Below are 14,970 nucleotides of genomic sequence, written 5' to 3' on the forward strand. Positions count from 1 at the left end.
GGACCTCGACAGATGCGGAAGGGGGCCGGTGCGCATGGCACCGGCCCCGATCCAGCGACTAAATCCGGGCTCAGCTCTGCGCTGCCGGTGCCGCCGCAGCTGCATCGTCGGGCAAGCCACCAAGCTCACGCACCAGCTTGGTATAGGCATCGAGATAGGCGAGCACGATGACCTGGCCGATATCGGTATTCTGATAGCCGGTCCCACCGGCCGCCGCGAATCCGCCCCACCAGCCGCTCGCCGCGCCACCGCCAAAGCCGATATCGGTCTTGCGCGCATAGCCCTCGGTCATCGCCTTTTCCTCGGTGGTGCGGGCGTCGACGATCGACAGGGTGACGCTGGCCTCCTTTTTCTTGATGCTGATGCCCCCGGCAACCGCGCCGATGCCACCCAGCAGACCGCCGCGTCGCCCGAGCAATCCACCAACGGCACCGCCCACGCCGCCGCCGCCCGAATCCTTGTTCGAGGAGACGATGTCGGGCTGAAGGAAATAGTCGGCGGTGCGGACCTGGCCCTTGCCGATATTCTGTCCGTCCTGCGTTTCGCCTTGTTCCTGCAGCGCGCGCTCCATCGCGCGGCTCTGCATCGCGCGACCGCGATTGACGATGGTGAAGCAGCCCGATTGCTGGATGAAGACCTTCAAGATCGCCTCGGGGCTGCCCAGGTTCATCTCGCGCCACCATTGCTTGTCCGGCTCGACAATAGCGATGGTGCCCAGGCTCTTGGTGCAGCGCGGGATTTCGCGCACGCCGCGTTCCTGCGCGCGTCGTCCGGACGATGCGCCCTTCGTCGTCCCGTCCTGATAGGTTTTGCCCGAGGCGCTGGTGGCGGTCTGAGCGGATGCGGCGATCGGGCCGGTTGCCATTGCGGTCAGCGCGACGGCGGCGATCAGGTTGCGGATGATGCGCATGGGTGGCTCCTCGAAATTCCGGGGCGCGCTGCCCCGATGGCTGAGGCGACCATGCTGCGCAGCGCGCCACGCGGCCACTGACGGGTTCTGACGGCGCGATCCGGGTGCCGCGCACACGTCCGCGCGCTCGGATCGTTGCGGTGGCAGCATTGCTGGGGTATTTTTCGGTTCGGCAGGCCGATTCGGCACGCCCTGTATGCTTCCGATCCGCACCGATCCGACCCGACGCCTCTGCCTGCCAGAGCGCGGCGATGTGGTGCGCAATCTCACCATAGAAAATCGAACCGACCGGCAGTTACTGAGACTGTCGCGCTGTTCCTTGCGAAGTGTTCGGTGGTTGGCGCCGCCAATCTGTAACAATATGTCGTTTCGGATCAAATCGATGCCGACCGCGCAATTGTCAGTCGATTCAGCCTTAAAACTGGTTTAGCCGTAGCGAATCGCTTCGACCCGGGGGAGGCTATGAAGTTCTTCGCGTATATTGTGTCGGCCATCGCGTTTCTCGCGATTTCGCCCGTCAATGCTCAGCAACGTGCCGTGCCGCAGGCGCAGGTGCGCAAGCCGATCGTCGGCGTGAAGGAAATGAAGGATCTGGCCAATACCGGTCAGTCCGAAGCCTTTTCGACGATGATCCTCACCGCGATCACAAACGGGAACCGCTTTCGCGTGATCGAGCGCCAGCTCGGCAATCTCGCCGATGAGCGGGCCCTGCAGAAGAGCGGGGCAGTGACCAGCCGCAATCCGGGCCAGCGCGCGCTGGCCGAGGGTGTGGATTTCCTGATCTACGGCACCATCACTCAGGGCCAGACCAAGACCAAGGCCGATGTCGGCAGCACGCTCGGCATGGCGGTGCTCGGCGGCTTTCTCGGCGCGCGTAACACGCCGACCTGTGCGATTGCGATCGCCAGCCTCGAGATCGACATCCGCATCGTCGACACCGGCACCGGCCAGGTGCGCTGGGCCGATACGATCCGCCATGACCAGCGGTCGGGCACGACCTGCGGCCCCAATGGCACCATCGACTATATGTCGCTGTTCCGCACCGCAGCGCAGAAGATTTCGAGCGGCCTGACCCTCGCGCTCTATCCCATGAAGGTGGCGGGCGTGCAGCCGGACGGGCTGGTCCTGCTCAACTATGGCGAGGATACGCTGAAGGTCGGCGACACGCTCAAGATCTTCAGCGACACGGGCGGTGCCTGCGCTGCGGTCGATCCGGACTCGGGTGAGTGTCTCTCCAAGGGTGAGGGGACCGAGATCGGCATGGTCCAGGTGACCGAAGTGATGCCGCGCTTCTCGCGCGCCCAGATGATCACCCAGTTTGCCGCCGCGCCAGCGACCGGATCGGTCGCGCGCTTTGCGCCACCGCCGCCGCCGCCGTCCAAGAAGAAGGGTCGCCGCTGATGCGTAACGTCTATCGCCTCGCTTTGCTGACGCCGCTGGCGCTGGTTTCGCTCGGAGCCCCGGATGCCAGCGCGCAGAGCGGCCTGATCCCTGTCGTCATCGGCAGCTTCACCACCGAGAAAAAGTGCACGCTCTATGCCGTGACCTCCGGGTCCGAAGCGGCTTATGGCCGCAGCAGCAGCGCCGGCTATGCCGGCTGGGGCGGCGCCGGCTATGCCAGCAGTGCGGCATTTGCCTATGCTCGCGCATGGCGGACCGAACTGGTGCGCGATTGCGTCAGCAACTTCTCGGCGCTGCGCCAGTCGATGGAGGCGGCGATCGCCTCGTCGGGCAAGTTCCGCGTGGTCCGGGCCGGTACGCCCGGCGCCTATACGCTAACCGGCGCGATGTCGGAGGTTGGCGCGAGCGGCAGCAGCGTCTCGACGCCGGACATGGATCAGAAGCGGATCGACGCGAAGATCAGCGTGCAGTTCTCGCTGAAGGATGCTCGCGGCCGCGCGATCCATGGCAACATGATCACCAAAACGATCGAGATTGGCTCCACCACGGCTGGCGAAACGACCACCGCGGTCACCGCCGACACCGGCCGCACCATCTACACCCAGCTGCAGCGTGAGGTCGCCTTCGCGGTTGCGCGCTCGGCGGCGTTCAAGCTGGTCCCGCTGCGCGTCGACGAAGTGACCGACCGCCGGGTCAAGCTCAACTATGGCACGCCGTTGCTGACCCGCGGCGCGGTCGTCCTGCTCGAAGGGCCGGGCGGTGAAGAGATCAAGTGCACGATCGGCCTGGCTGGCAACGGCTATGCCTGGGCCGAAACGCGCGGCACCGGCGATATCGGCGGCGTCGAGCCGGGCAGCGTCGCGGTGTATGCCGAAGCGGATAGCCCGGAGGCGAACAGCCCAACCTTCGAACGGGTCGATCTGCCCTTCTAATACCGCTCGGTAAGGCAAATGCGGATCGCGGACGATCAGGGGGCGATCGTCACGCGATCCGTTTTGCCATCGGCAACCGTCCACACGTCACCGAAATCCTCGTGCTTGAGGTCGGCTGGACGCGCGCCGCCCAGCTGCGCGACGATATCGGGAACGGTATTGCTGTGCCCGACGATCAGCACCGGGCAGGGCGATGCCTTGGCGCGGGCGACCACGCCGGCGGTATCGGCGGCGTCATAGCTTTGCAGCGCGATGCCCCGGCTGGCGGCGAGCGGAGCGACGGTCTGTCGCGTGCGCTGATACTGCGTCACCAGAATCGCGCACAACCGCTTCCCCCGAAACCAGCGCGCCAGCGCCTCGGCCCGGGCCGCGCCTTGGGGTAGCAGGTTCGGGTCCTTCTCCCCCTTCGGCGTATCGAAATGGCGGACGACATAGGTCGTCGGCTCCGCCGCTGCTGCGGGGAGCGCGAGCGAACAGGCAAGGGCAAGGAGAATGGCGCGCATGCCGACAGGCTGGCGCTCCAACCTGGGCGTTGCAAGCGGATTCGGCGGCTGGCGTCGGCGCGTCCGGCTGGCTAGGCTGCATGCCGCCTTGGGGGAGTGAAGCCTTGGCCGAACCGTTTACGCTTGCCTATGTCGCTGCCATTTGCGTCTCGGGGCTGATCGGCAATCGCGCCGATGCCACGGCGGTCGCCGGCTCGCGCAAGCTGCTGCGCGTGCTGGCGGAAACCCAGACCCCGCAAAATCATGACGTGCTGCGCGCCACCCATGACGCCTGGCTTAAATCGGTTCAGGTCATGGCGCGCCTGGCCGAGGGGGCGACCACCCGGTTCGACGATCACCCAGCGCTGGCGGCGCTGAAAAAGGCCGTTCGCGATCCGGCGCTGACCGAATTCCGCTTCGATGGCGGCAATTTCTCCGACGCGGAACTGGAGCGGCTGGTCCGGGACATCTATCGGGCGGATGCCGATCCCGATGCAGTGGCGGTGGAGGCGGTGATCGCTCGGGTTGAGGGCGTGATGGGCCAACCCCTCACCGAAGGCCTGCGCGCCGTGTTCCGCACCGGCCACGCCGGCAAGCGCGGCTGGGCGGCGACGTTCCAGCTATTCTTTGCGCAGGCGGTCAAGGACAATGACCCCGCATTCCGCATCCTGACGTTCGAGCGGCTGAACGAGGTGGTCGCGTTTGCCGGGGCACAGGCGGCGGCGCTGGTGGGGCTGGAGCACGACCTCAACAGCTTTCGCGCCGAGATGCACGATCGCTTTGATGCTGTGAACGCAAAACTGGATGCGGTCACCGCGATTCTTGACCAGGTCCGCGCCCATCAGGGGACGGGCAAGCCGGCGTCGATCGAACTGCTGCGCGCGCTGGCACAGGGCTATGCGGAACAGCATCACGCCGACGATCTGGAAGGGCTGCAATCCTATCTGCACGCCAAGATCGACCAGTGGCGCGACTATCGCGCGCGGATCGAGGAACTTGAGGCAGAGGGCAACCGCGACGCCGCGCTACTCGCCGACGCAAAGGCGGCCACCGATCGGGGCGATTTCGCAACCGCCGACGCCCTGCTGGCCGACGCCGTCGACGCGCTGGACGAGAAAATCGCCCCCCTGCTGATCGCCAAATCCGCCCGAATTGCGCTGCGCGGCGAGAATGCGCGGGTGGCGGGTGATTATGCGACCGCTGTGCGATTCCATGACGAGGCAGCCGCGATTTTGCCGCCGCAGGCTCAGGATGAGCGATTGATTCAGCTATGGCAGGCCGCCGATACTCAGCAGGAATGGGGCGAAAGATTCGGCGATCCCGCGCTGTTGCCCGAAGCTATACGGCGACGGCGGAGTATTGTTGAGGCGTGTCCTCGCGGCCATGACCGTGACAATTGGGCTAGCGCGCAGGACAATCTAGGCAACGCACTCTCGATGCTGGGCGAATGAGAAAGCGGGACGGCGCGACTTGAGGAGGCAGTCAAGATTTATCGGCTGGCTCTGGAGGAACGAACGCGTGAAAACGCACCGCTCAGCTGGGCAGCGACACAAAATAACCTGGCTAATGCGCTACAGGGGCTGGGTAAACGGGAGGGTGGCGCGGCACGGCTGGAGGAGGCGGTGGCTGCCTATCGTCTGGCGCTGGAGGAGCGGACGCGCGAGCGTGATCCACTCGACTGGGCCTCGACGCAAAATAATCTGGGTAATGCGCTTCAAGCGCTAGGTGAGCGGGAAAATGGGCCGGTGCGACTAGAAGAGGCGGTAGCAGCCTATAGTCTTGCGCTTGAGGAAAGAACGCGTGAACGCGTACCGCTAGACTGGGCAATGACATTAAATAATCTGGGGAATGCACTGGGGATACTGGGCGAACGGGAAAGTGGGACGGCGCGGCTAGAGATGGCAGTGATTGCCTATCGTCTTGCGCTGGAGGAGTGGACGCGCAAACGAGTTCCTCTCGATTGGGCGATGATTCAACATAATCTGGGCAACGCGCTTCAAGCGCTGGGCGAAAGAGAGAGCGGGACGGCAAGGCTCAACGATGCGGTGGCGGCGTATCGTCTAGCGCTCGGTGAACGGACGCGTGATCGGGTTCCGTTCAAGTGGGCGATGACGCAGAATAGCTTGGGCAACGCTCTTTTGAAGCTTGGCTTAAGAAATAGAGGGTCGGCGTGGCTTGAGGAGGCGGCGGCGGCCTATCGTCTGGCGCTGGCAGAGAGAACTCTGGAGCAGGCACCACTAGACTGGGCAGTAACCACCCTATCATTTTGCCTTGCTCTTGCGTTTTTGACGGAATGCCGCAGCCAATCTGTTGATCTAAGCGCTTTGACCGTCCAAGCAAAATCCGCCCGCGCGGTTTTGATAAAGGGCGGCCATGATGTCTTGGCTTCCTATGCCAACCACGTCATCGCCGAAATCGACCGCATCATCGCCGCGCAGTCCCACTGATCCCCCTTCGCAAGCCCGTCGCCCCCTGCTACGCGCGCGGGTTATGGCAACCGACATTTCCCGTATCCGCAATTTTTCGATCATCGCGCATATCGACCATGGCAAGTCGACCCTGGCCGATCGCCTCATCCAACGCACCGGCGGTCTGACCGCGCGTGAGATGTCCGAGCAGGTGCTCGACAATATGGAGATCGAGAAGGAGCGCGGCATCACGATCAAGGCGCAGACCGTGCGCCTCGACTGGAAGGCGGCCGACGGCAAGGACTATGTCCTCAACCTGATGGACACGCCGGGCCATGTCGACTTCGCCTATGAAGTGAGCCGGTCGCTGGCCGCGTGCGAGGGCGCGCTGCTGGTGGTCGACGCGGCGCAGGGCGTCGAGGCGCAGACGCTCGCCAACGTCTATCAGTCGATCGAGCACGACCATGAAATCGTGCCGGTCATCAACAAGATCGACCTGCCCAGCGCCGAACCCGAAAAGGTCCGCAACGAGATCGAGGAAGTGATCGGCATCGACGCGTCGGGCGCGGTGCTCGCCTCGGCCAAGTCGGGCATCGGCATCGACGAAATCCTGAACGCCGTGTGCGAGCGCATCCCCTCGCCTAAGGGCGATCCCGACGCGCCCTTGAAGGCGATGCTGGTCGACAGCTGGTATGACCCCTATCTCGGCGTCGTCATCCTGATCCGCGTCATCGACGGCACGATCAAAAAGGGCCAGCAGGTCAAGTTCATGCAGAGTGGCACCACGCATCTGGTGGATCGCGTCGGCTGTTTCCGGCCCAAGATCGAGCAGCTCGCCGACCTCGGCCCCGGCGAGATCGGCTTCATCACCGCACAGATCAAGGAAGTGGCGCAGGCACGCGTCGGCGACACGCTGACCGATGCCAAGCGCCCCGCCACCGAAGCACTGCCGGGCTTCAAGGAAGTCCAGTCGGTGGTGTTCTGCGGCCTGTTCCCGGTCGACGCCAACGACTTCGAGAAATTGCGGGAGAGCATCAGCAAGCTGCGCCTCAACGACGCCAGCTTCTCCTTCGAGATGGAAACCAGCGCCGCGCTCGGCTTCGGTTTCCGCTGCGGCTTCCTTGGCCTCTTGCATCTGGAGATCATCCAGGAACGGCTGATGCGCGAGTACGATCTCGACCTCATCACCACCGCGCCGTCGGTGGTGTACCAGATCGAGCTGACCCATGGCGGCGGCCATATCGAGCTGCACAACCCCGCCGACATGCCCGATCCCAACAAGATCGAGAGCATCGCCGAACCGTGGATTCAGGCGGTGATCTATGTCCCCGACGAATATCTCGGGTCGATCCTGAAACTGTGTCAGGACCGCCGCGGCATCCAGAAGAACCTGACCTATGTCGGCGGCCGCGCGCAGGTGACCTACGAACTGCCGCTCAACGAAGTCGTGTTCGATTTCTACGATCGCCTCAAATCGCTGTCGAAGGGCTATGCCAGCTTCGACTATGAGCAGATCGGCTATCGCGAGGGCGATCTGGTCAAGATGGGCATCCTCGTCAACGAAGAGCCGGTCGACGCGCTCAGCATGATCGTCCACCGCTCCACCGCCGAAGCGCGCGGGCGCGGCATGTGCGAGCGCTTGAAGGAACTGATCCCGCGCCATCTGTTCAAGATCCCGATCCAGGCCGCAATCGGCGGCAAGGTGATCGCGCGCGAAACGATCAGCGCGATGCGCAAGGACGTGACCGCCAAATGCTATGGCGGCGACGCCACCCGCAAGCGCAAGCTGCTGGACAAGCAGAAAAAGGGCAAGGCGAAGATGCGCGAGTACGGCTCGGTCAGCATCCCGCAGGAAGCCTTCATCGCCGCGCTGCGGATGGGCGAGGAATAAGAAAATGGGCCACCCGGCAATGCGTCGGGCGGCCCTTTCTCTATCCGGTGGTCACTTCCCGGCCGGTCGCTCCAGCCACCCGCCCCTGAACCCCGCACGCTCCAGCCCGCGGCGGATATGCGGGTTCTTGCGCATTGTCTTCCACACCAGGCCGCTGCGGTGGTTCTCCAGCATCGCCAGGATCGGTCCCTGATCGATGCCCAGATAATCGCGGGCGAACCAGCCATGCTTCGCATCGACCACGCCATCGCGGCTGCCGACATCGGTGAAGGTATAGCTCGGGTTGAATGCGTCCTTGAAGCCGTAACGCTGATACAGCTTGTCGCCATATTTCGCACGCATCGCCATCAGCGCGGGGAGGGCGATTTCGGGCGCAAACGCGACCGATCCGCCCGCCGCCGTCGGCACGATCGTGCCATCATCGACGATGCGATAGCTGCTCACGCCACGTGCGGAATAGCCCTGAAACTCACGCGGCTCGCCATTGACGACCCGCCCATTGGCCGCGCCTCCGGGACCGTCCGACGCGGTCCAGCCCCAGATATCGCCCGAATATCCGGTCCATTTACCCGGATTGTCGACGCCATAGGCGCGCTGGGCCAGCGTCGCGCGGCGGCTATTCTCGAAATAATCGATGCCCTTGCCGGCCATGAACGCATCCTGGATGCCGCGGAAATCGACCCACACATGGCTGTACTGGTGGCCGAACAGCGGCTCGAACTGCAGATGCTCCTGCCCGTAATAGGTGCCCCAGCTCTTGCCGAGCTTGCCCGACCAGCCGGTGTCCCACGCGTCCTTGCCTACGGCATGCGTCGGCGACCCGAGCGCGAGGATATAGACCAGCATCCCCTCGTCATAGCCGACCCAGTCATGCGTCCCGAAATCGCCGCCGTTGCCGCGCTCGGGATACCATCCCATCGCGATCGCCTTGCCGCCTTTGCTGTTCGCCGAGGGGATTGTGCTGCGCTCGCGCTGAACAAAGGTCCAGTCGACGCGGCCATAAATCTTCTCTGCCAGATCGCGGATCGCCGCCTCGGTCGGATTGTCGCGGTCGAAATAGCTTTGCGCGAACAGCACGCCGCCCAGCAGCAGCGTGGTGTCGACCGTCGACAGCTCGGTATTGCGATAGCGCGTGCCGTCGCCATTCTTCAGGAAATGGTAGAAGAAACCCTTATGCCCCGCGGTGCCGCTGACCGCCGGGCCCTGCGGCGCGTTCCAGTAGAATTCCATGCACTTGCGCGTCCGCTCTGCGGCGGCCTCGCGCGTCACATAGCCGCGCTCGGCGCCAATGCCGTACGCGGTCAGCGCAAAGCCCGTCGCGGCGATGCTGGAAAAGGGGTTGGACGGCCAGCGGTCCGGCGCGAGGCAGGTCTCGACGCTGGTCGTCTCCCAGAAATAGTCGAAGGTGCGGCGCGAGAGATCCTCGGCAAACGCCGCCTGACCGGCGACGGGCGCGGGGGCAGGGGGGCTGACCGCTGCCGGCGTGGTCGAACAGGCGGCCGCAAGTGGCAGCATGGCAAGGCCGAGCGAAGGCAGGCGAAAGCCCATGGGATACTCCTTTACACATAAAAAAAGGCGCGCGGACGGGGGAATCCGTCCGCGCGCCGTAACCGAAACCGGGATTAGAAGTTGAACCCGGTCGAGACCTTCACCGTGCGCGGCGGGCCGTCGATGTTGTAGTTGTTGTAGTCGCGTCGACCCGTGGTCGAGTTGAACCCGTTATAGTTGCGGTCATTCATCAGGTTGATGATGTCGATGCGGAACCACACGCGGGTGTTGTCATTGATGAAGCCGAGCTTGAACTCCTTCGTCGCCGACAGGTCGAGCTGACGATAGCCCCACTTGTCGCCATTGCCGTCCGCTTCGATCGCGACGATGTCCTTGGTTCCCGGCACGCCCACGCCCGGTGTGGTCGCGAAGCGCTTGAGCCAGACCGGCGACGCGATCTGGAACTTGGTCGCCAGCGTGATGCCGTACGGGATGTCGACCGTGCCGGCCATCACGAAGCGATGGCTGCGCACGCCCGCCGACGGACGGAACGGATATTCGTCGATGCTGGAGTAATCGAGCGAGAACACTTCACCGAACTGACGATTCTCGTTCGCCTTGGTGTAGGTGTAGGTCGCGTCGATGCTCCACGGCGACGTCTTGGTGTAACGCTTGATCAGCTTGATGAAGCCGGTGTCGGCGTTGGTCTCAAGTCCGTTGTCGCCGATGATGATCGACCCGAACGGCGACGGCGGGAAGCCGAACGGCGCATCGGGGTTGCCGGTCGCCGGGAAGAACAGCCCGCCCGGACGACGGTTGCCGAGCAGATAGACGAACCCGTCGCGGCTTTCGACGTGCGAATACCCGATCTCGGCATTGAGCAGCCCGAAATCGCCGCGCAGGCCGATGCTGTACTGGTCCGAATACGGCGTCTTCAGGTCGTTCTTGATGAAGCGCAGCTCACGTCCCGCACCCGCCGGCAGCCCGGCGATCAGCGCCGCGCGACCCGCTTCGGTCTGATAGATCGGGTTGTAGGGGATGCAGGTCACGCTCGGCGTGCAGACGTTGACCGTATCGCCGGGGACGATGAAGTTGAACGTCCGGCCCGCTGCCGACCCCTGAGCCAGCTCCTGCTGGATAAAGTCGAACTGAGTGCGGTCATAGGAGCGACCAAACCCGCCGAAGATCGCGAAACGACCCGCTTCGTCGATCTTGTAGTTGAAGCCGAAGCGCGGCTGGAACGCACCGGTGAACGCCTTACGCTCGCTGCCAGTCGAGATGTAATCGTTGATATTGTAGTTGGCGCCGACCAGGTTCGGATAATTCGCCGGCTGGACCGCCGCGACCTGTGCCGCCGAATGGACATAGTTCAGGAACGCCGGGGTCTCTTCATAGTCCCAGCGCAGGCCCAGATTGACCGTCAGGCGATCGGTCACATCCCAATCGTCCTGAATATACAGGCCGAGCTGGAAGTTCTTCGACCGCAGCTGCGCGTCGGTGAAGCCGCCGGCCAGCGCCTGGAAGCTCATCTGATACGGCGTCGTGGTGTTGAGCGTGGTCGCACCCAGCGGGGTGAAATAGCGAAACACCGGGTTGAAGCCGTTCAGCTGCAGCGAGTTGAGCGTGACCCACTTCGCCTTCACGCCCGCCTTGAAAGTGTGACCTTCAAGACCGGTATAGGTGAAGTCGTTGGAGATCTGCCAACCCTTCTGCCCCTTGTCCTGGAAATTGGTGCCGCCACCGGTTTCCAGCACGTTGCCGTCCAGATTCTGCGCCGGATTGGCCGGGTTGGGAATGCGAATGCGATAGACGTTGCGGTTGGCCTCCGTCGCCGGACGCGGGTTCCACGTCACGTCTTCATACGCGACCTTGAAGTCGTTGACCCAGTTTTCGGCGGTATGTTCCCACCGGGCAAGGCCACGGATTTCCTTCACGCGGGCCAGCGTGCGGGTTTCAAACGCGGCGATGCCGCTGTTGAACTGCTCGCCGGTTTCGTCGCGATACTTGCCCGAAACTTCGAACAGGTCGCTATCGGTCGGGGTGAAGGTGAGCTTGCCGAAATACAGGTTCTCGTTGAACTCTTCGTTGAACTGACCGTAATTCGCAGCGAGCGCCGCCGGAACCAGCGACAGGCCCGAGCTCAGCGACGACGGGAAGGTCACCGACCGCGGGGTAATGCGGCGCTTGCCTTCGTAGCTGGCAAAGAAGTGCAGCATGTCCTTGATGATCGGACCGCCCAGCGTGCCGCCGAACTGCAGATCCTTGGTGCGGATCTTGCCGGTCGCGCCGGGTCGGAGGATTTCGTTCGGGGTCGGATCGCGCAGGTCCTGGTTCGTGAAGTCGACAAAGCCCGACCCCTCGAACTGGTTGGTGCCCGACTTGGTCACCGCGGTGATCGCGACCGAGCTGACCTGGTCGAACTCGGCCTTGTAGTTCGAGCTGATCACGCGATATTCGGCGATCGCCGACTGCGGGAACGGGTTGCCCTGGGTCGAATCCTGGCCGGTGATGCCGTTCTTGAGGACGTAATCCTTCTGGCCGACGCCATCGATGAAGATGTTGACGGTGTTGGAGTTCTGCGCACCGCCCTGCAGGCGCGACTGGTCGCTGCCGTTGGTGATGAACTGAACACCCGGCGCCAAGTCGGCGAACGCGAGGAAGTTGCGGTTGTTCTGCGGCAGCTGCTCGATCAGGCGCGGGCTGATCGTCGTGCCGACTTCGCCGCCCTGCATCGAACGGATACGACCGCCGGTGATGATGATCTCGTCGCCGCCATCGGCGGACGCCACCTGCGGCGTCGAGAGGTCGAAATCGAACACGGCGTTCTGCGCGACCGCCAGGCGGAACTCGTCCGTGCGACGTACGCCGCTGGGGGTGGTCACCTCAAGCCGGTACGTGCCGGGGGGGAGCGATGCGAACTGGTAGCTGCCATCGGCGCTCGGCGTGCTGGTGCGCGTGAAGCCGGTATCGACGTTGACCGCCGTCACCTGGCTGACACCGCCCTCGGCCGTGACCTTGCCGCGCAGCGACGAGGAGACCTGAGCCTGCGCCGGTACCGCGAGGCCGATGGCCAGCACCGTCCCCGCGCTCGACCATGCGAGTGCAGCAGCAGCGGCGCGCAAGCGCGAACCGCGAATAAGTCCGTTAGTTGCGGAATGTGAAGCCTTCACAGCATCCCCCCTGGAGGTTTGACAACGTTTACCCTGAACCGCCGCGTGCGCATGATGCGCGACTCGACGGCCCGCCTATTATGTTCTTTGCGCCAAAACTGTAACCGGTTTCATGACAGCTGTATAGAAAAAGTTCGGGCGCGCATTTTGGGTATGGTGCGCGCCGCCGCACCGGCTTGCGTCAGAGTCTGACCGTGGTTCGATCGCCGCATCCGCCGCATACAGCCGGTGTGCGGAGACGCATTTTTCCCCTCCTGAACTCGACGGGGCGCCCGGCCAGTCCGCGGCGCCCCATTTTTTTAGGGCAAGTCCCGGAGCCGATGGGGAACGCGGCGTTAACCCTTTTACCTCGCCTTAACCCGCACCGCGTACGCGGGATGCAAGTGGAAGAGGGGACTTGGCCTTGCGCATTCTGATCGTGGACGATGAAGCCGGGATGCACGAATCCTATCGCCAATGCTTCAAGGGCAGCGGTATCGGGGCGGCGCAGGGCGCTGCGCTCGACGCGATGGCCGCAGAACTGTTCGGCGATGACGAGGTCGCGACCGCACCCGTCGGCGATCTGCCGGAATTCGAGACGGTCCATTGCATGCAGGGACTGGACGGCGTCGAGGCCGTGGCAAAGGCAAAGGCCAGCGGCAACCCGTTCCCGGTCGCCTTCATTGACGTGCGCATGCCGCCGGGCATCGACGGCAAGGAGACCGCCAAGCGCATCCGTGCGATCGATCCCGATATCAACATCGTCATCGTCACCGGCTATTCCGATTTCTCCCCGCTCGAAATCAGCCGCGCCGCCGGTCCCGCCGACAAGATCTTCTACATTGCCAAGCCCTTCCAGGTGGAAGAAGTTGTCCAGACCGCAACCGCGCTGGGCAAGCGCTGGGAAGTCGATCAGCAGCTCGCGCGCGCCATGGCGCTGCTGGAAGAGCAGAAGGCAGAGCTCGCCGCGAATGAGAGCAAGGCCAGCCACCTCGCCAATCACGACAGCCTGACCGACGCGCCCAACCGGCTCGCCTTCATGCGCGCGCTGACCGACCATGTGCGCGGTCCCGACACCTTCGCGATGGCGATGATGGACCTCGACCGGTTCAAGCTGGTCAACGACACGTTCGGCCATCTTGCCGGGGACGAGCTCATCCGGATGGTCTGCGCGACGATCGAAGGGGCGGTGCCGCCGGGCGGCTTTGTCGCGCGGCTGGGCGGCGACGAGTTCGCGGTGCTGATGAAAGTCGCGGGCGAGGGCGATGCGATTGCCGCAGTCGAGCGCCTGCTGCTCGCCTGTACCAAGACCTTCACCGTGTTCGGCCATTCGGTGCAGGGCTCCGCGTCCGCGGGGCTGGTCATCGTCGAGCCGGGCATGAAGCATGATCCGATCGACGTGATGCGCCGCGCCGACCTGTCGCTCAACGAAAGCAAGCGCGCGGGCCGCGGCGTCGTGCGCGTGTTCGACGAGAGCATGGACGAATCGATCCGCTTCCGCCGCCAGATCGAAGGCGGCCTCAGCCAGGCCATCGCCAATGGCGAGCTGCGGCTGGTCTATCAGCCGATCGTCGCGCGCGACCGGCTGGAGATCGTCGCGTTCGAAGCATTGCTGCGCTGGAACAGCCCCGAATATGGCCCGATCTCACCCGGCATGTTCATCCCGATCGCCGAGGAATCGAACCTGATCCACGAGCTGGGCGACTGGGTGCTCGATGAATCGCTCAAGATGCTGCAGCAATGGCCGGGCCAATATGTCTCGGTCAATTTCTCGCCGCGCCAGTTCCGCCGGCAGAATTTCGTCGGCCATGTCGTGGAACGCGTCCAGCGCGCCGGGATCGAGCCGCGCCGCGTGCAGATCGAGATCACCGAAACCGCCATCTTCGACAATGCCGAGCGCGCCGCCGACACCCTCTATCGCCTGCGCCAGATGGGCTTCCGCATCGCGCTCGACGATTTCGGCACCGGCTATTCCTCGCTCTACAATATCCGCAAATTCGCGCTCGATTGCCTGAAGATCGACCGCAGCTTCATCGACGGCATGGGCCGCGAGCGCGAAAGCGCCGCGATCGTCCACTCGATCATCCATCTCGGCCGCGCGCTGGGGCTGGAAGTGGTGGCCGAAGGCGTCGAGACCGAAGCGCATCTCCAGGCGCTTCGCGTCGCCGGGTGCAGCCATGTCCAGGGCTATTATCTCGCCCGCCCGCTTGAGGCCGATGTCGCGATCCGCGCCGCGCATGAACGCTTCATGGGCGACGAGGAGGAGTCCACTCCGGCACCGGCCACCGGCACCTACGGGTGACGGCGCC

The 14,970-nt window shown here is 64.0% G+C and carries 10 protein-coding genes; 6 read left to right on the top strand and 4 right to left on the bottom strand.

What is annotated here, in order from left to right; all coding sequences use genetic code 11:
* Nucleotides 1-70: 70 nt before the first annotated feature.
* Nucleotides 71-910, bottom strand: a complete 840-nt coding sequence (locus KYX69_RS15720; protein ID WP_300498842.1) for a penicillin-binding protein activator LpoB — start codon at nt 908-910, stop codon at nt 71-73.
* A gap of 462 nt (nt 911-1,372) precedes the next feature.
* On the opposite strand from KYX69_RS15720, the gene KYX69_RS15725 reads away from it, so the two are divergent.
* Together KYX69_RS15725 and KYX69_RS15730 are read left to right on the top strand one after the other, a co-directional pair.
* The gene (locus KYX69_RS15725) at nt 1,373-2,311 is read left to right on the top strand and encodes a CsgG/HfaB family protein (RefSeq protein ID WP_300498843.1); all 939 of its coding nucleotides are present in this window, start codon (nt 1,373-1,375) and stop codon (nt 2,309-2,311) included.
* Complete coding sequence (locus KYX69_RS15730; RefSeq protein WP_300498845.1) at nt 2,311-3,243, top strand: hypothetical protein; 933 nt, start codon at nt 2,311-2,313, stop codon at nt 3,241-3,243. The genes KYX69_RS15725 and KYX69_RS15730 overlap by 1 nt, the downstream gene beginning before the upstream one ends.
* 35 nt (nt 3,244-3,278) lie before the next feature.
* Here KYX69_RS15730 and KYX69_RS15735 read toward each other — a convergent pair whose 3' ends face one another.
* Complete coding sequence (locus KYX69_RS15735; RefSeq protein ID WP_300498847.1) at nt 3,279-3,746, bottom strand: histidine phosphatase family protein; 468 nt, start codon at nt 3,744-3,746, stop codon at nt 3,279-3,281.
* Nucleotides 3,747-3,850: 104 nt separating this feature from the next.
* On the opposite strand from KYX69_RS15735, the gene KYX69_RS15740 reads away from it, so the two are divergent.
* From KYX69_RS15740 to lepA, 3 genes are read left to right on the top strand one after another with little or no spacing between them, the layout of a single operon-like run.
* Nucleotides 3,851-5,176, top strand: a complete 1,326-nt coding sequence (locus KYX69_RS15740) for a hypothetical protein (protein WP_300498848.1) — start codon at nt 3,851-3,853, stop codon at nt 5,174-5,176.
* A 51-nt stretch (nt 5,177-5,227) separates the two neighbouring features.
* A complete protein-coding gene (locus KYX69_RS15745; RefSeq protein WP_300498960.1) occupies nt 5,228-6,172 on the top strand; it encodes a tetratricopeptide repeat protein in 945 nt (314 codons plus the stop codon).
* A gap of 43 nt (nt 6,173-6,215) precedes the next feature.
* Entirely contained in the window at nt 6,216-8,024 is a 1,809-nt protein-coding gene (gene lepA / locus KYX69_RS15750; RefSeq protein WP_300498849.1) for a translation elongation factor 4, read from the top strand.
* A 51-nt stretch (nt 8,025-8,075) separates the two neighbouring features.
* Here lepA and KYX69_RS15755 read toward each other — a convergent pair whose 3' ends face one another.
* Together KYX69_RS15755 and KYX69_RS15760 are read right to left on the bottom strand one after the other, a co-directional pair.
* The gene (locus KYX69_RS15755) at nt 8,076-9,572 is read right to left on the bottom strand and encodes a glucoamylase family protein (RefSeq protein WP_300498851.1); all 1,497 of its coding nucleotides are present in this window, start codon (nt 9,570-9,572) and stop codon (nt 8,076-8,078) included.
* Nucleotides 9,573-9,646: 74 nt separating this feature from the next.
* Nucleotides 9,647-12,634 (bottom strand): TonB-dependent receptor, encoded by a 2,988-nt coding sequence (locus KYX69_RS15760; protein ID WP_300498853.1) that lies wholly within the window; start codon nt 12,632-12,634, stop codon nt 9,647-9,649.
* Between the two features lie 451 nt (nt 12,635-13,085).
* On the opposite strand from KYX69_RS15760, the gene KYX69_RS15765 reads away from it, so the two are divergent.
* On the top strand, nt 13,086-14,963 hold the full coding sequence (locus tag KYX69_RS15765) for an EAL domain-containing protein (RefSeq protein WP_300498855.1): 1,878 nt from the start codon (nt 13,086-13,088) through the stop codon (nt 14,961-14,963).
* Nucleotides 14,964-14,970 lie beyond the last annotated feature (7 nt).

The sequence above is a fragment of the Sphingomonas sp. genome (genome assembly GCF_030145815.1).
Lineage (GTDB): Bacteria > Pseudomonadota > Alphaproteobacteria > Sphingomonadales > Sphingomonadaceae > Sphingomonas.